Origin of the sequence: Glutamicibacter sp. ZJUTW, from assembly GCF_008370855.1 — a bacterium.
Taxonomy (GTDB): Bacteria; Actinomycetota; Actinomycetes; order Actinomycetales; family Micrococcaceae; genus Glutamicibacter; species Glutamicibacter nicotianae.
Genome location: NZ_CP043624.1, coordinates 248,787 through 266,433, shown reverse-complemented (window position 1 = coordinate 266,433; position 17,647 = coordinate 248,787). Strand labels below are relative to the sequence as shown.

At 62.3% G+C, this 17,647-nt stretch carries 14 protein-coding genes and 3 riboswitches; of the genes, 8 read left to right on the top strand and 6 right to left on the bottom strand.

All coding sequences use genetic code 11. The features are described 5' to 3' along the window. Positions 1 to 61: 61 nt before the first annotated feature. Both F0M17_RS01290 and F0M17_RS01285 read right to left on the bottom strand, forming a co-directional pair. Positions 62 to 1,465: an LLM class flavin-dependent oxidoreductase gene (locus F0M17_RS01290; protein ID WP_073707332.1), complete on the bottom strand. Its 1,404-nt coding sequence runs from the start codon at positions 1,463 to 1,465 to the stop codon at positions 62 to 64. 58 nt (positions 1,466 to 1,523) lie between these two features. Continuing rightward, on the bottom strand, positions 1,524 to 2,855 hold the full coding sequence (locus tag F0M17_RS01285) for an acyl-CoA dehydrogenase family protein (protein ID WP_149596168.1): 1,332 nt from the start codon (positions 2,853 to 2,855) through the stop codon (positions 1,524 to 1,526). Between the two features lie 15 nt (positions 2,856 to 2,870). Then, positions 2,871 to 2,962, bottom strand: a riboswitch (SAM riboswitch). Positions 2,963 to 3,229: 267 nt separating this feature from the next. After that, positions 3,230 to 3,332, top strand: a riboswitch (SAM riboswitch). 5 nt (positions 3,333 to 3,337) lie between these two features. Between F0M17_RS01285 and F0M17_RS01280 the strand changes: the two genes are divergently transcribed. The 4 genes from F0M17_RS01280 to acs all read left to right on the top strand — a co-directional run bounded on the left by F0M17_RS01280 (position 3,338) and on the right by acs (position 8,117). Further along, positions 3,338 to 4,153 carry an ABC transporter ATP-binding protein gene (locus F0M17_RS01280; RefSeq protein ID WP_038992052.1) on the top strand — a complete coding sequence of 272 codons (816 nt, stop codon included), beginning with the start codon at positions 3,338 to 3,340 and terminating at the stop codon, positions 4,151 to 4,153. Between the two features lie 84 nt (positions 4,154 to 4,237). Next, positions 4,238 to 5,260, top strand: coding sequence for an aliphatic sulfonate ABC transporter substrate-binding protein (locus F0M17_RS01275; RefSeq protein ID WP_149596167.1), 1,023 nt, complete (start codon positions 4,238 to 4,240; stop codon positions 5,258 to 5,260). A gap of 6 nt (positions 5,261 to 5,266) precedes the next feature. Then, positions 5,267 to 6,094 carry an ABC transporter permease gene (locus F0M17_RS01270; RefSeq protein WP_141356988.1) on the top strand — a complete coding sequence of 276 codons (828 nt, stop codon included), beginning with the start codon at positions 5,267 to 5,269 and terminating at the stop codon, positions 6,092 to 6,094. A gap of 61 nt (positions 6,095 to 6,155) precedes the next feature. Continuing rightward, positions 6,156 to 8,117, top strand: coding sequence for an acetate--CoA ligase (gene acs / locus F0M17_RS01265; protein ID WP_149596166.1), 1,962 nt, complete (start codon positions 6,156 to 6,158; stop codon positions 8,115 to 8,117). Between the two features lie 84 nt (positions 8,118 to 8,201). On the opposite strand, the gene F0M17_RS01260 is transcribed toward acs, so the two are convergent. Beyond that, a complete protein-coding gene (locus tag F0M17_RS01260) occupies positions 8,202 to 10,079 on the bottom strand; it encodes a BCCT family transporter (RefSeq protein WP_233125362.1) in 1,878 nt (625 codons plus the stop codon). Between the two features lie 662 nt (positions 10,080 to 10,741). Here F0M17_RS01260 and F0M17_RS01255 point away from each other — a divergent pair. Both F0M17_RS01255 and katG read left to right on the top strand, forming a co-directional pair. Next, on the top strand, positions 10,742 to 11,194 hold the full coding sequence (locus tag F0M17_RS01255) for a Fur family transcriptional regulator (RefSeq protein WP_149596165.1): 453 nt from the start codon (positions 10,742 to 10,744) through the stop codon (positions 11,192 to 11,194). An 80-nt stretch (positions 11,195 to 11,274) separates the two neighbouring features. Next, positions 11,275 to 13,455 (top strand): catalase/peroxidase HPI, encoded by a 2,181-nt coding sequence (katG, locus tag F0M17_RS01250; protein ID WP_149596164.1) that lies wholly within the window; start codon positions 11,275 to 11,277, stop codon positions 13,453 to 13,455. 98 nt (positions 13,456 to 13,553) lie between these two features. Here the strand turns inward: katG and F0M17_RS01245 are convergent, their stop codons facing one another. From F0M17_RS01245 to F0M17_RS01235, 3 genes are all read right to left on the bottom strand, one after another. After that, positions 13,554 to 14,183, bottom strand: a complete 630-nt coding sequence (locus tag F0M17_RS01245; RefSeq protein WP_038992054.1) for a methylated-DNA--[protein]-cysteine S-methyltransferase — start codon at positions 14,181 to 14,183, stop codon at positions 13,554 to 13,556. Then, positions 14,180 to 14,677: an RNA polymerase sigma factor gene (locus F0M17_RS01240; protein WP_073707328.1), complete on the bottom strand. Its 498-nt coding sequence runs from the start codon at positions 14,675 to 14,677 to the stop codon at positions 14,180 to 14,182. The genes F0M17_RS01245 and F0M17_RS01240 overlap by 4 nt, the downstream gene beginning before the upstream one ends. A 115-nt stretch (positions 14,678 to 14,792) precedes the next feature. After that, positions 14,793 to 15,353, bottom strand: coding sequence for a histidine phosphatase family protein (locus F0M17_RS01235; RefSeq protein WP_149596163.1), 561 nt, complete (start codon positions 15,351 to 15,353; stop codon positions 14,793 to 14,795). Between the two features lie 110 nt (positions 15,354 to 15,463). After that, positions 15,464 to 15,575: riboswitch (SAM riboswitch) on the top strand. 98 nt (positions 15,576 to 15,673) lie between these two features. On the opposite strand from F0M17_RS01235, the gene F0M17_RS01230 reads away from it, so the two are divergent. Together F0M17_RS01230 and F0M17_RS01225 are read left to right on the top strand one after the other, a co-directional pair. Next, complete coding sequence (locus F0M17_RS01230) at positions 15,674 to 17,047, top strand: O-acetylhomoserine aminocarboxypropyltransferase/cysteine synthase family protein (RefSeq protein WP_149596162.1); 1,374 nt, start codon at positions 15,674 to 15,676, stop codon at positions 17,045 to 17,047. Continuing rightward, a complete protein-coding gene (locus F0M17_RS01225; protein WP_038991967.1) occupies positions 17,047 to 17,541 on the top strand; it encodes a CoA-binding protein in 495 nt (164 codons plus the stop codon). Before F0M17_RS01230 ends, F0M17_RS01225 begins: the two co-directional genes overlap by 1 nt. Positions 17,542 to 17,647: the final 106 nt, after the last annotated feature.

The following is a 17,647-nucleotide window of genomic DNA, read 5'->3' as shown; positions in this document are numbered from 1 at the left end:
GCGGCAACATTCTTGCGAAGTTGCCGCAGGCCGCCGCCTATTGCGCGAGCTGGCCAGCCGCTCAGGCCTGGGCGGCCAGCCGGTTGGCGACCTTGTACTGGGCTGCGCGGTGGGTGCCCTTCACGCGGTCCCCCTCGCCGAACAGCTTGTTGCGCAGCGAGCCCTTGGCGTACTCGGTCTTGTATGCGCCGCGCGCTTGCAGCTCGGGAACCACGTACTTCACGACGTCCTCGAAGGTGCCCGGGGTGATTGCGTAGGCCAGGTTGAAGCCGTCCACGTCGGTGTAGTCCACCCAGTCGATGAGCTTCTCGGCGACCTCGGCGCCGGATCCGACGGTGATCGGGCCGAAGCCGCCCACGCCCACCCATTCGGCCAGCTGGCGGATGGTCCACGGCTTGCCCTCGTCGCCGCTGGCCTTCTGGAAGGTTTCGACCGTGGACTGGATGGCGTTGGACTTCACGTTGGCTCCGATGACGTCGTCCGGGCCGTACGTGGACAGGTCAACGCCCATCCATCCGGAGATCAGCACCTGGGCGCCCTCGATGTCGGCGTAGGACTTGTAGTCCTCGAACTTCGCCTGCGCGGCGGCCGAGTCCTCGCCGGTGATGATGGTCTGCATCGCGAAGATCTTGATGTCGTGGCGGTCGCGGCCAGCGGCCTGCGCCGCGTCGCGGATCTTGGTAACGGTGGCCTTGAGCATTTCGCGGGTAGGGCTGGTCACGAAGACCGCTTCCGCGTTTTCCGCGGCGAACTTCATGCCGCGCGAGGAGGCGCCGGCCTGGTAGATCACCGGGGTGCGCTGGGTGCTCGGTTCGGTGATGGCGATGCCGGGCACCTTGAAGTACTTGCCCTCGTGCTCGATCGGGTGCACCTTGGCAGGGTCGGTGTAGATGCCGCTGGCCTTGTCGGCCTGCACCGCGTCCTCCTCCCAGGAGCCTTCGAGCAGCTTGTAGACGACCTCAAGGTACTCGTCCGCGTGGTTGTAGCGCTCGTCGTGCTCCATCTGGTCGTCCTGGCCCATGTTGCGCGCGGCGGAGGGCAGGTAGCCGGTGACCACGTTCCAGCCCACGCGGCCGTTGGTCAGGTGGTCCAGGGTGGCCAGGCGGCGGGCGAACGGGTACGGGTGCTCGTAGGCGGTGCCGGCGGTGACACCGAAGCCCAGGTTCTCGGTGACCGCTGCCATCGCGGAGACCAGCATGAACGGGTCGTTGACCGGGGCCTGGGCGCCGGTGCGCAGCGGGGACTCGTTGCTGTCGTTGAACACGTCGTAGGTGCCCAGCACATCGGCCAGGAACAACCCGTCGAACTTGCCCTCTTCCAGCACCTTGGCCAGGTGGGTCCAGTAGCCGATGGTCTTGTAGTCGGCGGCTTTGTCCTGCGGGTGGCGCCACAGGCCCGGCGACTGGTGCACCACGCAGTTCATGTCGAATGCGTTGAATAGGATCTCGCGCTTGTTCTCGCTCATGTCTTTGCCCCCATTAGGTCGATGTTCATGGAAAGTATCTGGTTTGCGTCGCGGGCGCTCAGGCCCGCTGGGTCGAATCTTCGCCGGTGACGGACAGCCGCTGCGGCTGGACTCCGTTGATCTCGTAGTCCCCGACGATGCGCGCCTTGTAGATCGCCGGGTTGTGCGTGGCGATGGTGCGCGCATTGCGCCAGTGCCGGTCAAGGTTGCAGCCGCTTCTGGTGGACGAGGCACCCAGCCCGTCGAAGAGCTTGCTGGTCACCCCGATGGCCAGCGGCTGCACCACGGTTTGGGCACGGTTGGCGGCCAGCTCGCAGACCGCATAGCGTTCCTCGTCGTTCAGTCCCGGATCGCCCAGGGCCGCCTCGACTTCGAGCACCGCGCCGATCACCACCGAGTCAGCGGCGAAGGACTCCGCGGACACCTCGCCCACCAGCTGCAGGACCTGGGGTTCCTGGTACACCGGCACCCCGGTTCCGGTGGTGAAGATGCGGGTGCGTGCCTGCACGGCGCTGCGCAGGTCGTTCAGCGCGGCGCGGGCGATGCCTGCCTGCACGGACATGAGCACCAGCTGGAAGATCGCCGCTTCGGAGTCGTTGCGCTGCTGCGGCATGAAGCAGTCCACCGGGACCTGATGGAATTCGGTGGTGCCGGTTCCGGTCAGGCCCTGGCCGAATCCGTCCCAGTCATCGAGGATCTTGACGCCGCTGCGCTGGGTGGACACCACCGCGATCTGGCGTCCGGCAAGCTCAGGGTGGGCCACCGCAACAGTGGTCCAGTCGGCAAAGATGGTGCCGGTGCAGTAGTACTTCTCGCCGTCGACTACCCAGCGCCCGTCCACGAAGCTGGCCTTCGTATTCAAGGTGCCCAGGGCGTTGCCGCCGCGCTCGGTGTAGGCGTTGCCGACAATCTGCCCGGCGGCGATGCGGGCCACCCACTTCTTGCGCAGCGCCTCGTCTTCCAGTGCCAGCACATTCTCGACAAAAGCGATATGCGCGCGCCACAGCTGGCCTACATGGGAGTCGGCCTCGGAGAGCTCGATGAGCAGGCGGAAGACATCCACCAGCCGCGCACCGTAGCCGCCGTCGGCCACGGGAAGGCGCAGTGCGCCGAAGCGCTCGCGGTTCAGCAGGCCTACCTGCTCGAAGGGAAGCACGCGGTTCAGGTCGCGGTCCTTGGCGGTCGCGGCGATCTGGGCGAAGACCGGGCGGAAGATTTCGGCCAGCCGGTCGTACTGCTCATCCGCGCCGGGGCCAGGGGTGATCTTGAGCAGCTGCCGGGTGGGCAGCTGCTCCTCGAACTTGTCCAGTTCCAGAGCGCTGGCTTGCGAAGGATCGCTGAGCTGGTTGAAGTCCAGCCCTGGGGCATTCGGTGATTCGCCAATAGGCATCAGGGTTCTCAATTCTTTCCATCGGTCCTGGCGGTAGCACCGTCCCGCTCTTCGGGTGGTTGCTGCGGCGTCATGGAGCCAGATCTCTCAGCCGCTCTGGATGGGTCGTCATTCATTTGTAACGGTAATAATCCGGCCCTTCCAAGCCGCGAAGTCATATTTCGCCTCAGAGCGTGGAGGCCCTAGGCTCAATTCCCACAGCCTAATCGCCGTCCCATCGAAGATGAGTTGCACGGATTGGCTTGCAGTCGATCAAACCGGACCTAGGTGAAATAAATAACGAAATTTCTGGGCAATGTGACGCAGTTGTCGAAGATTTTTTCATGTTACGCAAGATTTGCGTCCAAATCGTTCGACTCGCTGTAATAGAAGGGTAACCATCCCGAGCGGCCGAGAGATCTGGCTCTTTGACGCCGCAGCAACCACCTTCGGAGCTCCACCTCCGCAGGCCGGTGCTACCGCCAGGACCGATGGAGATTGATATGGCTCTTACCATTGCAGCGCCCGAGGCAACTTCAACCACCTCAACCGCACTGGACGTCCAATTCAGCAACGTGTCGCGGACCTTCACCACAAAGAAGGAAAGCCGCACCGTGCTGGCCGACATCAACTTGCACATTCCAGCCGGCCAAGTACTCGCGATCCTAGGCGCCAGCGGCTGCGGAAAATCCACGCTGCTGCGTTCGGTCTCCGGGTTGGACCACCCCTCCACCGGTGACATCCGCACAGGCACCCACGAGGTCAACGGCATCAACGAGCTATGCGCCGTTGCTTTCCAGGAACCACGGCTGCTGCCGTGGCGATCGGTGCGCGAGAACATTGCGCTGGGTCTGGCCCCAGGAACCGAGAAGGCCTCTGGCGACGCGCTGATTGATGAGCTGATCGAGCTGACCGGGCTGAGCCATGCAGCCAGCCTGCGCCCGCGGGAGATTTCCGGCGGCATGGCCCAGCGTGTTTCGCTGGCTCGCGCGCTGGCCCGCCGCCCGGGCGTATTGCTTCTCGATGAGCCCTTCGGCGCACTCGATGCCCTGACCCGCCTGAAGATGCAGGATTTGCTGCTCTCAATTCACGCATCATTCCCCACCACGGTACTCATGGTGACCCATGACGTGGACGAGGCTTTGACCTTGGCTGACCGCGTTATCGTCTTGGGACGCAGCACCGGGAACGGCGCGGCTGGTGTCATCGAAGACCTAGCGATCTCCGCCGGGCAACCGCGCCGGCACACGGACGAGAAGTTCGTTGCCGATCGCCTGCACCTGCTGCGCCTGCTCGGCGTCGACCCAACCAACCATTAATCCAGGGAACGCATTGGATCCTCGGCGATCCTTGCTCTTTGCCCTATCGTCCATCCGCTTGCACGCATAATTCTAGGATTCTCCATGCTCTTGAACCGCTTCTCCCGCCGCACCGCACTGTCCGCCGCCGCTTTGCTCATGGGCGCAGTTGCCCTGACCGGCTGCGCTGGCGAAAACGCTACGGCCGACTCCGGTGATCAGACCTTGTCCATCGACTTTGCCACGTACAACCCGCTGAGCCTGGTGCTCAAGGAAAAGGGATGGCTGGATGCGGCCGCCAAGGAACAGGGCGTTGACGTCGAGTGGATCCAGTCCGCAGGTTCCAACAAGGCCAATGAGGCGCTTCGCGCCGGTGCTATTGATGTCGGTTCCACCGCCGGTTCCGCAGCGCTGCTGAACCGTTCCAACGGTGCACCAATCAAGACCGTCGCCCTGTACTCCCAGCCGGAATGGGCAGCCCTGGTAGTGGACAAGGATTCAAAGATCGAGTCCGTTGAAGACCTGGCAGGCAAGACCGTGGCCGCCACCAAGGGCACCGATCCCTACTTCTTCCTGCTCCAGGCTCTGGACACCGCGGGACTGAGCGAAGATGACATCAAGCTGCAGAACCTGCAGCATGCCGATGGCCGCACCGCGCTGGTCAACGGTTCGGTCGATGCCTGGAGCGGCCTGGATCCAATCATGGCCGCCGCCGAAGAAGACGGCGCGCAGCTGGTTTACCGGAACCTGGACTTCAACACCTACGGTGCGCTGAACGCCCGCGAAGATTTCATCGAGCAGAGCCCCGAACTGGCCCAGCTCGTGGTCGACGCCTATGAGAAGGCTCGCGGCTGGGCTGCCGAGAACCCTGGGGAAACCGCTGAGATCCTGGCCGACATTGCAGGGCTCGAACCAGAAGTTGCCAAGACCGTGATCGAGGAACGCTCCAATCTGGACGTTCCGGCGGTTCCCGACGCCAAATTCACCGGAGTGCTGAGCAACATTGGCCCCACCCTGGTGGCCAGCGGCGATGTTTCCAAGCAGGAATCCGTAGATGAAGCACTGGCAACCCTCGTTGACGACCAGTTTGCCCTCAAGGCAGATGCTACGAAGATCTCCGGAGAGTAAACAGCGATGAGCACCGCAAACGTAGCTGATACCCGGGAAAATCCGACACCTGCCAAGCACAAGGCAGGCATCGCCGCAACGATCCTGCGAGCACCCAAATGGCTGCTTGCGCTGATCCTGCCGCTGGCCACCCTGGCTGTCTGGCAATTCGTCACGGTGAGCGGCACCGTTGCCCCGTGGACGCTGCCGACTCCAGGCTCGGTCGTTGCCGCCGCCTTTGAGCTCCTCGAAGATGGCGATCTTGGCAAGCACATCGGCATTTCCACCCAGCGTGTTCTGCTCGGCTTCGCCTTTGGTTCCCTGCTCGGCCTGGCGCTGGGCGCCCTCGTCGGCCTGTCCAAATTGGCAGATGCGTTTCTGGGCCTAAGCATCAGCGCCCTGCGCGCCGTCCCTTCGCTGGCTTGGGTTCCGTTGCTGGTGCTCTGGATGAAAATGGGCGAAGATTCCAAGGTCACGCTCGTGATCATCGGCGCGTTCTTCCCGGTCTTCACCACCGTCGCCTTGGCATTGCGCCATGTCGATGCCCACCTGATCGAGGCCGCTCGCTCCTTCGGCTTGAAGGGACTGAAGCTGCTGCGCACAGTCCAGCTGCCCGCGGTAGTCCCTTCCATCTTCTCCGGACTGCGCTTGGCACTGGCCCAAGCGTGGCTCTTCCTGGTCGCGGCTGAACTGCTCGGAGCGTCGATGGGCTTGGGCTTCCTGCTCACCGATTCGCAGAACAATGGCCGCCTGGACCGCCTGATCATGACCATCGTGCTGCTGGCCGTCTTCGGAAAAATCACCGATGCCCTGCTATCGATAGCCGAACGCTGGGCGATCAAACGCTGGACCTAGCCCCGGACGAGCTAGCACCGGCTGGCAACGCTATCCCTTCCCCCACCAAAGAAAGTTTGCAATGACCACCGAATTGGCAACAACCTCAGCACCTGAATCAGAGGCGGCACGCCAGGAATTCTGGGACGAAGCGGCGCACCTTTTGGATTGGGACACCCCGTGGCACACCACCAGCCGCATCATTCCGGCTGACCCCCAGGCGCAGCGCGGCCCGGAAATTTCCTGGTATCTCGGCGGCAAGCTGAACGCGGCAGTGAACTGCGCCGACCGCCACGTCGCCGCAGGACGCGGCGAGAAGGTTGCGCTGTACTTCGAAGGCGAACCCGGCGACCGCGTTGCAGTCACCTACAAGAATCTGCAGGAGCGGGTTTCCCAAGCTGCCAATGCCTTGGAATCCCTGGGCGTGGTGAAGGGCGACCGCGTGGTCATCTACCTGCCGGTGCTCATTGAAACCATCGTCATCACCTTGGCATGCGCCCGCATCGGCGCCATCCACTCGCTGGTCTTCGGCGGGTTCTCTGCCGAAGCGCTGAAGTTCCGCGTGGAAGACACCAAAGCGAAGGTGCTGGTCACCACCGACGGCCAGTTCCGCCGCGGCACCTCGGTCCCGGTCAAGGACAACGCCGATGCGGCAGTTGCCGGCGAGAACGAAATCGAAAAGGTGCTGGTGATCCGCCGAACCGGAGATGAGATCCCGTGGACCGAGGGCCGCGACGTCTGGTGGCATGAGGTGGTTGATACCCAGTCCACCGAGCACACCCCGGAGTTCTTCGACTCCGAGACGCCGCTGTTCATCATGTACACCTCGGGAACCACCGGCCAGCCCAAGGGCCTGGTGCACACCACCGGCGGCTACCTGACGCAGGCGGCCACCAGCTACAACATGCTGTTCGCCAATCCAGACGAGTCCCAGCGCGGGCACGATGTGCACTGGTGCACCGCTGACCTGGCCTGGGTCACCGCCCACACCTACGAGATCTACGGTCCACTGGCTAACGGCGTCACCCAGGTCATCTACGAGGGCGTGCCCAACGCCCCGCATCCGGGCCGGCACTTCGAGGTCATCGAACGCTACAAGGTCACCAGCTACTACACCGCTCCCACCTTGGTCCGCTCGCTGATGGGCTGGTTCCCCGACGGCATCCCGGCAGAATATGACCTGTCGTCGGTGAAGATCGGCGGCACCGTGGGCGAAGCGGTCAACCCCGAGGCGTGGAAATGGTTCCGCCAGCAGATTGGCCGCGACACCGCGGCGGGCCTGCCCATGGTCGATACCTGGTGGCAGTCGGAGTCCGGCGCGACAGTGCTTTCCCCATTGCCTACGGATGAGCACTTCAAGCCGGGTTGCGCCGCACGTCCGCTGCCGGGCATTTCGGTGGACATCGTTGACGCCAATGGCCGCAGCATGCCGGCCAACGAGCAGGGAAATATTGTCATTACCCGCACCGGCCCGTCGATGGCCCGTACCGTTTGGGGCAATCCGGCACGCTACTACACCAGCTACTGGGAACAATACGTCGAGCAAGGCTGGTTCCTGGCCGGTGACGGTGCCCGCTTCGATGAGGACGGCGACATCTACATCCTGGGCCGCACCGATGACGTGATCAACATTTCCGGCCATCGGCTGTCCACCATCGAGATCGAGTCGGCGCTGGTCACCAACCCCGGTGTGGTGGAAGCCGGCGTCTGCCCCACCCCGGATCCCAAGACCGGACACGCTGCTACCGCCTTCGTGGTGCCGCTGGACAAGACCCTGATCGCCGAGTCGCCTGATGCGGATCTCGCTGCCCGGCAGGCCGAATTCATCGCCGAGCTTCGCGAGACCGTCGCGGTCCAGATCGGCCCGATTGCCAAGCCGCGTGAAATCGTCCTGGTTCCAGATGTGCCCAAGACGCGTTCTGGCAAGATCATGCGCCGCCTGCTCACCCAGTTGTTCGAGGGCACCACGCTCGGCGACACGACAAGTCTGCAGAATGAGCCGTGCATCCCGGAGATCAACGCGATCTGCCGCGCTCGCGGCTAATCAGCCAGGCCAAGCCTCCAGAGGTTGAATAAAGTGAAGCTTCTTCCCGGAATCGGGAAGAAGCTTCACTTGCTTTGCCGGTAATTACTCCCCGGCAGTTGGCTTCGGGCTCTCGCCGTCGCCCTCAGTTTTCTTGCCGTCCTCCACCGGGTCAATGGTGGCCTCGGTGGCTTCGGTGGCGAAGATCTTCACTTCAGCCTCCTTGCCATCGGCACTGACCAAAGGAATTTCGGTGGTCATCAAGCTGAACTGGCTGCCCTCATGGCGGTCAATCGCCTGGCCCACGGAATGCTCAAGCACCTTGCGGGCCACCTTGTCGCCCAGCACCAGCGGATCGTTGCTCAAGTCCTTCCACAACGCCACGCAGAGCAGCAGCATCACGATGACGAACGGCAGCGCCGAAACAATGGTGATGTTCTTCAGGCCGTTCAATGCCTCCGCCGGATGATCACCGCCAGCCAGCAGCATCACCGCGGCAACAGCACCGGTGGCCACGCCCCAGAAGATCACCGCCTTCTTGGTTGGCTCTTCGGCGCCGCGTTCGCTGAGCGCACCCATCACGATCGAGGCCGAGTCTGCGCCGGTCACGAAGAAGATCGCAATCAGCAGCACGGTGACGACCATCAGCACGGTAGCCACCCAGCCTGCCAGCGGCAGGCGGCCGAGCATGTCGAAGAGGATCAGATCGAAGTTGATGTCTGGGGCGCCATCGACGATATTGGCCAGCTTTTCCCCGGTTTCCCCGGCGCGTTCGGCACGTTCCTGAATGCCGATTGCGCCGCCACCGAAGATCGAGAACCAGATCAAGGTGACAGTCGATGGCACCAGCAGCACGCCGGTAACGAACTGGCGAATCGTGCGGCCGCGGGAGATGCGGGCGATGAACAGGCCGACGAATGGGCTCCAGGAGATCCACCAGGCCCAGTAGAAGACGGTCCACGAGGACAGCCAATCAGACATTGCAACATCGCCAGCCGCCGTGCGCGAAGCCATCTCCGGCAAGTCGCCAATGAAGGAGCCAATGGCGTTGGGGATGACATTAAGGATGAACAGCGTTGGACCGCCAATGAATACGATCAACGCGATGATCACTGCCAGCACCATGTTGGTGTTAGACAGCCACTGGATGCCGCGCTCAATGCCGGAAACAGCGGAAGCAACGAACAAGGCAGTCAAAATCGCGATGATGACCACCAGAACGCCGGAACCGACTTTCTCCATCATCCCGGTGGCCTGGATGCCGCCGCCAATCTGCAATGCGCCAAGGCCCAGCGAACAGGCCGAGCCGAAGAGCGTGGCGATGATAGCCAGGATGTTAATCGTGCGGCCGCCCCAGCCGTGGATGGCGCGGTCGCCGAAGAGCGAGCTGAACATGGCGGAGAACAGCTGCGGGCGTCCCAGCCGGAAGCTGCCGTAGGCCATGCCCAAGCCGACAATCGCGTACATGGCCCATGGGAACAGCGTCCAGTGGAAGAGCGTGGTGCCCATAGCGGTGCTCAGTGCCTCGTTGGTGGAGCCTTCCACGGTTCCCGGAGGAGGCGACATGTAGAAGTACAGCGGTTCGCCGACCCCGTAGAAGACCAGTCCGATGCCCATGCCGGTGGCAAACATCATCGAGATCCACGAAACCGTGGAGAACTGTGGCGATTCACCGTCCTTGCCCAGCGGGATGCGCCCGAAATTCTTCGCTGCTACGACAATAGCGAAGACCGCGAATAATGCGGCGGCGATGACAAAAAGCCAACCAGTGTTGGTGATAACCCAGTCCAAGGCTGCGCTGGAGGCCTTGCCCAGCCCCGACGGGGTGGAGAAACCCCAAATGATGAATGCCAGCGCGATAACGCCGGCGATTCCGAATACCCAATAATCCGTACCGGAAAGGGAGTACTTCTTAGGTCGCCTGTGGCGAACTGAATGCAGTTCCTCAACGAGGTCTACGATTGATTGATCCGTCTGCTTCATTGCGTTCTTCCTTCACTGGTGAGATCCCGTGGAGAAGTTCCAGACGGAATCTGCCCAGCCATCGTTTCTAGAGTCAACGATCGCCATGCAGTGTGATTGATTGCGAATTGCTTTTCGGGTGTCGGTCCGTTGTCTCTAAATCCAGCGTCAGAACTGCCTGAAAGAAACAGCTATTCTGCGCAAATATCCCGCGAAATGTTCCTGCGAAGTGACCCGATTTAGCACGGAATTGACACGATAAATCCAAAATGGGCCTTTTCCAGCATTGTCGACATCTCACCGAGGGTCAAATCAGATCCTTGATTTCACGCCATTTTCAACGTTGGATACGCACTGGATCAAGATGTTTTCGCTGGTGCCGCGATCCGTGTGAGCTTCCTCGCCTCACTCGAATTTCCGGTTTCCGCTTCCGCTAAATCCTTCCCCGCCCCGAATTACCTCCGAAATCGGAATGAACCATTCTCCACTTCGTTTATTCGTCTCGAATATCCGGAATTCAACAATCACCTCAGCTTCGATTCCCCTCCGCCAAGGCATGCCTCAAAAGGCATACTTCCTGCACAGAAGCTCTTTCGGCGCATTGTTGCCACTCACCAACTTGTAACCTGTAATACATTCGAACTTATCTTGACTCATTCAAAATAAGCGGGCATGCTGGTTACATGACATCAAAGGCAGGGATCGAGCAGGTGCTGAAGGCGGCATCGATGCGGGTTACACAACCCCGCGTTGCGGTACTGTCCGCTGTCGCTGCGCACCCGCACGCTGATACCGAAACCATCATTTCGGCCGTTCGCGAAGGGCACCCCAATGTGTCGCACCAAGCTGTCTACGATTCGCTGAAGCTTTTCACGAAGCTGGGAGTCATCCGGCAGATACAGCCGCAGGGCCATACCGCCCGCTACGAAGCCCGCGTTGGCGACAATCACCACCATGTGGTGTGCCGCCAGTGCGGCAAGCTGGCGGACGTCGACTGCGCTGTCGGCGGCGCCCCGTGCCTGCATGCGTCCAACGATCACGGCTTCAGCATCGACGAGGCCGAAGTGATCTACTGGGGCACCTGCCCTGATTGCCAGGCTACGAATGCGCAGAAAGATGTCGTAGTAAACCCCTAGATTTGCCATCACGCAGGACTCGTTCCCGCGTGGCGGACATGAACCGCACAATCCCCTAAAAAATCCGGAAGGAAGAGCACATGTCTGAGACGACCGCAGGTCAGTGCCCAGTAGTTGGCGCGGGTCGAGTTCACCCAACCCAGGGCAACGCCAATACCGAATGGTGGCCGAACAAGCTGAACCTGAAGATCCTTGCTAAGAACCAGCAGGTATCGAACCCGTTGGATGAGGACTTCGATTACATCGAGGCGTTCAACGCACTGGACATGGAGGCCCTGAAGGCCGACTTGGCCGAGATCATGACCCAGTCCCACGACTGGTGGCCAGCAGACTTCGGACACTATGGTCCGTTCTTCATCCGCATGGCTTGGCACTCCGCCGGCACCTACCGCTCCCACGATGGGCGTGGCGGCGGCGGCGCAGGCCAGCAGCGCTTCGCCCCATTGAACTCGTGGCCAGACAACGTATCGCTGGATAAGGCTCGCCGCCTGCTGTGGCCGGTAAAGAAGAAGTATGGCCAGGCCATCTCCTGGGCCGACCTGATCCTGCTGGCCGGCAACGTGGCTCTGGAGGACATGGGCTTCGAGACCTTCGGCTTCGCCGGCGGCCGCAAGGACGTCTGGGAAGCTGACGACGACGTTTACTGGGGCCCTGAAAAGGTGTGGCTGGACAACGAGCGCTACACCGGCAAGCGCGACCTGGAAGCCCCTCTGGCTGCAGTCCAGATGGGCCTGATCTACGTGAACCCCGAGGGTCCAGACGGCAACCCGGATCCGCTGGCTTCGGCCATCGACATCCGCGAAACCTTCCGCCGCATGGGCATGAATGACGAAGAGACCGTAGCGCTGATCGCTGGCGGCCACACCTTCGGCAAGACCCACGGCGCCCACGCCGATGACAAGATCGGTCCGGATCCAGAAGCAGCTCCGCTGGAAATGCAGGGCCTGGGTTGGAAGAACGGCCACGGCACCGGCAAGGGTGCAGACACCGTGTCCTCCGGTCTGGAAGTGACCTGGACCTACCACCCAACCCGTTGGGACAACGAGTTCTTCCACATCCTGTTCGCTTACGAGTGGGAACTGTTCGAGTCGCCAGCAGGTGCCAAGCAGTGGCGCCCGGTCAACGGCGGCGGAGCCGGCCTGGTTCAGCCTGCGTTCGACACCTTGGAGAAGCGCGAACCGCGCATGCTGACCAGCGACCTGGCACTGCGCTTCGATCCGATTTATGGTCCGATCTCCAAGAACTTCAAGGAGAACCCGCACAAGTTCGCCGACGCCTTCGCCCGCGCCTGGTTCAAGCTGACCCACCGCGACATGGGCCCGAAGTCCCGCTACTTCGGCCCAGAGGTTCCAGCCGAGGACCTGCTCTGGCAGGATCCGCTGCCGGCTGCTCCAGAAACCACCCTGGGTGCCAAGGAAATCGCCGAGCTGAAGTCCCTGATCAACGACGCTGGCCTTTCGGTGCAGCAGCTGGTCTCCACCGCGTGGAAGGCCGCAGCGACCTTCCGTTCTTCGGATAAGCGCGGCGGCGCAAACGGCGGCCGCATCCGCCTGGAGCCGCAGGTTTCCTGGTCAGTGAACCAGCCGGAGCAGCTGAAGCCAGTAATCGCCAAGCTCGAGGAAATCGTTGACCAGTTCAACGCCACCTCCGAGATCAAGGCATCCTTCGCCGATGTTGTGGTCTTGGCCGGCAACGTCGGTGTTGAGCAGGCTGCCCTGGCAGCCGGACAGCAAGTCGAGGTTCCATTCACCCCGGGTCGCGTTGACGCAACCCAGGAGCAGACCGACGTGGAGCAGTTCGCTTGGCTGGAGCCAGTCGCTGACGGCTTCCGCAACTACGACTCCGGTTTCCTGAACTTGCCTAGCGAGTACCTGCTGATCGACCGCGCGAACCTGCTGGGCCTGTCGGCTCCGGAGATGACCGTGCTGCTCGGCGGCCTGCGTGTCATCGGCAACAACTGGGACGGCTCGAACAAGGGCGTCTTCACCGACACCCCGGGCGCTCTGACCAACGACTTCTTCGCGAACCTGCTGGAACTCGGTCTGGAGTGGACCCCGTCGGCTGACGAGCAGACCTACACCACCACCGACGGCCGTTGGACCGGCAGCCGCGTGGACCTGGTCTTCGGCTCCAACTCGGAACTGCGTGCTCTCGCCGAAGTTTACGCCTCGGACGACGCCAAGGAGAAGTTCGTCAAGGACTTCGCTACTGCATGGGCCAAGCTCATGGACGCGGATCGCTTCGAACTGCTGGCCAAGTAGCCGCTAACCGGCCGCTAGCTTCTGGCAGATAGTGCTGGGCTGTTGCTCCCCTGGTGGGGAGCAACAGCCCAGCACTTTTTTTATGCAGTTTTTGGCCGCTAGAACAACGTCGCCGCGCTGCCGGCGAAGTCCGGATTCTCCAGTTTCAGCAGTTCCGTCTTGGCTTCCAAGCCACCCAGGTAGCCACCCAGCGAACCATCGGTACGCAGCACGCGGTGGCAGGGCAGCACGATGGGAATCGGGTTGGTGGCGCACGCTGAGCCGACGGCTCGCACCGCCTTCGGCTTGCCGATCTGCTGCGCCAGCTGGGCGTAGCTGAGGGTCTGCCCGTAATCGATATGCCCCAGTTCCAGCTGCACTTGGCGGCGGAACTGCGTAGAGAGCTGCAGATCCACCGGGAGCTCGAAACTGTGCCGTGTGCCCGCGAAGTACTCATCGAGTTGCCGGGCGGTCCCATCCAGGCTCGACTTGTCGCGCAGGATGCGTGGGCTGAGCTTTTCCGAGAGCAGCTCAAGTATCCGGTCGTGGCCCTCGGATTCGAATGCCACCCGCACCAGCCCGGCATCGGTGCTGGCCAGCAGCAATGAACCCACTGGGCTGTCGACCACCCGATAGGCGACATCGACAAGTTCAAGCGCGCGGGCTTTTTCAGCGAGCTGGCCTTGCAGCGCGTCGAGGGTTTGCATTTCAGCGGCCGTCGCCTGCTGCTGATAATTTTTTTCGTTCATGGCTGCTCCCGCCATAGTTCCTGGTCGTCTAGCCGGACCCGCAGGTTCTTGATCCCGTCGGCACCGGCCCTGCGGGCAGCGGCTTCGCTGCCCGAAAGGATTTCGGCAATTTGCGCGTAGCTCATCCCGCCCAGGTACCGATAGGCCACGACCTGCCTTTGCTTGCCGGGAAGCTGATTCACCTCGTGCCAGAGCTGAAGATTGTCCAACTGCAGATCCGGCCGGTTCATCCCGGACGCGGGACCATCCATGTCCTGGTCATTAAGGATCTCCGGCTTATGCTTGCGCAACTCGTCAATGGCCTTGTTCCGGGCAATGCGCACCAGCCACGCCAGGACATTGGCATCATCTGGCAGCTGCGGGTACGCCTTGAGCGCGGCGAGGAAGGTTTCGGACCAGGCATCTTGCGCGCGGTGCTCATCCAGCAGGGCGCGGCAAACACGCAGGACGTTCAGTCCATAGTCTTGGACTATCCGCTCGAATGGTGCTTGCATGGCTCTCCTGGGATTTCGCGACCTGCTGGCCTCTCACCATGTAAACGCAACGGCCACCTGTTCTGTGAGGTGTGAATGAAAAATTTTTTCATTCACCCCGCTGCCGCACGGATTCCTAGAATGCCACCAAGTCGGATTCACCGGCGAGCTGCTCAAGCCGGGCCAAATCCACGTCGATAGTTTCGCCATTCTCCACGCCTTGGGCTTGTCTGGTTCCTGCCAAGGCGTCGCGAATGGTGCGCATGGTGGCCCCATGGCTCACAATCATGATCTTGCGTCCGGCATGCTTGCTGGCTAGGCCCAGCAGCGCTGGCACCGCGCGGATCAAGATGTGCGCACGCGGCTCAATCTGGTCTGCGGCGGCAGCCGATTCCTCGTCGCTGACCTCCGCCATGATCCGGCCCTCCAGCGGGCCGAAACCGCGTTCAATGAGTTCCGGAACTGCGTTGCCCGTTTCTGCCCCGATCTGCTGGGCAATCAGCACGGCAGTTTCCCGGGCACGCGCCAAAGGGGATGCCAGAATGAGCGAAAAGTCTTGGCCGATGAGCTTGCGCCCGACTTCGCGAGCTTGCTCGCGTCCGGTTTCGTTCAGCGGGATGTCGGTTTGCCCCTGCAGTCGGCCTGCAAGGTTCCAATCGGTCTGCCCGTGTCGAACCAGTGCCAGCGAAGTATCCATGACTCCAGCCTACCGGTGCCATAGATGTCGAAGAATCTCCGATCACAGGCCCGATACGCAACGTTACGACTCATAGTTGGGTCACGAACGGTCATGTTGCGAAGATTATTACACCATCCCGAGCGGCTGAGAGATCTGGTTCGATGACGCCGCAGCAACCTGCCACATCCGGTGGTTACGGTGCTACCGCCAGAAACGATGCAGCCGCTTACCCGTTGGAGAACGGCAGGAAGCGACATTGATTCCGGGATTCCTGCCTCGATCGCGGCCCGCCCTGCGGTGCACGCGAAACCCCAATCGACAAGGAGTCGTAAGCCACCATGGCAGATCACAAGTTTGGATTCCGCACCCGCGCCCTGCATGCCGGAGGCACCCCCGATGCCGAGCATGGCTCACGCGCAGTGCCCATCTACCAGACCACGTCGTTCGTGTTCAAGGACGCTGACGATGCGGCCAACCTCTTTGCCCTGCAGAAGTACGGCAACATCTACTCACGCATCGGCAACCCGACCGTGGCGGCCTTCGAAGAGCGCATGGCTTCGCTGGAAGGCGGCATCGGCGCGGTAGCCACCGGCTCGGGCATGGCCGCGGAATTCGTCACCTTCGCGGCGCTGACCCAAGCCGGCGACCACATTGTCGCCTCCTCGAAGCTCTACGGCGGCACCATCACCCAGCTGGATGTCTCGCTGCGCCGCTTCGGCGTGGACACCACCTTTATCGACTCCAACGATCCCGCGGACTTCGAAGCCGCAATCCAGGAGAACACCAAGGCCGTCTACACCGAGGTGGTGGCCAACCCGTCCGGCGACATCGCCGATCTGAAGGGCCTGGCCGAGGTGGCGCACCGCCACAACATCCCGCTGGTAGTGGACTCGACGCTCACTCCCCCATACATCCTTCGCCCCATCGAGCACGGCGCGGACATCGTGATCCACTCGGCCACCAAGTTCATCGGCGGGCACGGCACCACCCTGGGCGGCGTGGTCATCGAGTCGGGCAAGTTCAACTGGGGCAACGGCAAGTTCCCCACCATGACCGAGCCGGTAGCCAGCTACGGCAACGTCTCCTGGTGGGACAACTTCGGCGAATACGGCTTCTTGACCAAGCTGCGCAGCGAGCAGCTGCGCGACTTTGGTCCGTCGCTGCCGGCCCAGTCGGCATTCCAGCTGCTGCAGGGCCTGGAGACCCTGCCGCAGCGCATGGACAACCACCTGTCCAACGCCAAGCAGGTCGCCGCCTGGCTGGAATCCGATGAGCGCGTCACCTACGTGAACTACGCAGGCCTGGATTCCCACCCGCAGCACGAGCAGGCCAAGAAGCTGCTGCCCCTGGGCGTCGGCTCGGTCTTCAGCTTCGGCGTGAAGGGCGGACGCGAAGCCGGTGCCAAGTTCATCGAGGCGCTGCAACTGGCCAGCCACCTGGCCAACATCGGCGATGCCCGCACCCTGGTGCTGCACCCCGCCTCCACCACGCACCAGCAGCTGAGCGCCGAGCAGCTGGTCTCCGCTGGCGTGCCGGAAGACTTGATCCGCTTGTCCGTGGGCCTTGAAGACGTCGAGGACATCCTCTGGGATCTGGACCAGGCACTGGCCGCTTCGCAGGAGGCTGCCGCCGGTTCCGCCGCGCAGTTCGAAGCGCCAACTTATGACGGTTCCGCCTGCGCATTGCCAACCGCTTCGAAGGGAGCAAACTAATGACTGCCGTTGAAACCACCTGGGAAGGCCCGGGAGCCGCGCAGCGCCTGGAGATCCTGCGCGAGACGAAGACCATCGCCATTGTCGGCGCATCGAACAAGCCGTCGCGCGCCAGCTACTTCGTGGCTACCTACCTGCTCTCCTCTTCACGGTACAAGGTGTACTTCATCAACCCGGTACTCGATGAGATCCTGGGCCAGCCGGTGTACAAGTCGCTCGCCGATCTTCCGGAGACCCCGGATCTGGTGGAGGTCTTCCGCAAGCATGATGACCTGCCCGGCGTGCTGGACGAGGCCCTGGCCGTGGGCGCGAAGACCCTGTGGCTGCAGCTGGGCTCCTGGCACGAGGAAGTGGCCCATCGCGCCGAGGCCGCGGGCATGAACGTGGTCATGGACCGCTGCGTGAAGATCGAGCACGCCCGCTTCCATGGCGGTTTGCGCCTGGCCGGATTCAACACCGGCGTGATTTCCGCGAAGCGACAGGTCCTCGCCTAGAAAGTCCGGAGCTCCACATAGTGGGTGCATGCAGCATTCAGCTGCATGCACCCATTACGTGTTCGGAACAGCTCCAGAGTTTCCGTGCAGGCCGACGGGACTGGGC

What these genes read in the sequence shown, in the direction of transcription:
- F0M17_RS01290 (WP_073707332.1), bottom strand. Translation starts at nt 1,465, where the DNA reads ATGAGCGAGAACAAGCGCGAGATCCTATTCAACGCATTCGACATGAAC.
- F0M17_RS01285 (WP_149596168.1), bottom strand. Translation starts at nt 2,855, where the DNA reads ATGCCTATTGGCGAATCACCGAATGCCCCAGGGCTGGACTTCAACCAG.
- F0M17_RS01280 (WP_038992052.1), top strand. Translation starts at nt 3,338, where the DNA reads ATGGCTCTTACCATTGCAGCGCCCGAGGCAACTTCAACCACCTCAACC.
- F0M17_RS01275 (WP_149596167.1), top strand. Translation starts at nt 4,238, where the DNA reads ATGCTCTTGAACCGCTTCTCCCGCCGCACCGCACTGTCCGCCGCCGCT.
- F0M17_RS01270 (WP_141356988.1), top strand. Translation starts at nt 5,267, where the DNA reads ATGAGCACCGCAAACGTAGCTGATACCCGGGAAAATCCGACACCTGCC.
- acs (WP_149596166.1), top strand. Translation starts at nt 6,156, where the DNA reads ATGACCACCGAATTGGCAACAACCTCAGCACCTGAATCAGAGGCGGCA.
- F0M17_RS01260 (WP_233125362.1), bottom strand. Translation starts at nt 10,079, where the DNA reads ATGAAGCAGACGGATCAATCAATCGTAGACCTCGTTGAGGAACTGCAT.
- F0M17_RS01255 (WP_149596165.1), top strand. Translation starts at nt 10,742, where the DNA reads ATGACATCAAAGGCAGGGATCGAGCAGGTGCTGAAGGCGGCATCGATG.
- katG (WP_149596164.1), top strand. Translation starts at nt 11,275, where the DNA reads ATGTCTGAGACGACCGCAGGTCAGTGCCCAGTAGTTGGCGCGGGTCGA.
- F0M17_RS01245 (WP_038992054.1), bottom strand. Translation starts at nt 14,183, where the DNA reads ATGAACGAAAAAAATTATCAGCAGCAGGCGACGGCCGCTGAAATGCAA.
- F0M17_RS01240 (WP_073707328.1), bottom strand. Translation starts at nt 14,677, where the DNA reads ATGCAAGCACCATTCGAGCGGATAGTCCAAGACTATGGACTGAACGTC.
- F0M17_RS01235 (WP_149596163.1), bottom strand. Translation starts at nt 15,353, where the DNA reads ATGGATACTTCGCTGGCACTGGTTCGACACGGGCAGACCGATTGGAAC.
- F0M17_RS01230 (WP_149596162.1), top strand. Translation starts at nt 15,674, where the DNA reads ATGGCAGATCACAAGTTTGGATTCCGCACCCGCGCCCTGCATGCCGGA.
- F0M17_RS01225 (WP_038991967.1), top strand. Translation starts at nt 17,047, where the DNA reads ATGACTGCCGTTGAAACCACCTGGGAAGGCCCGGGAGCCGCGCAGCGC.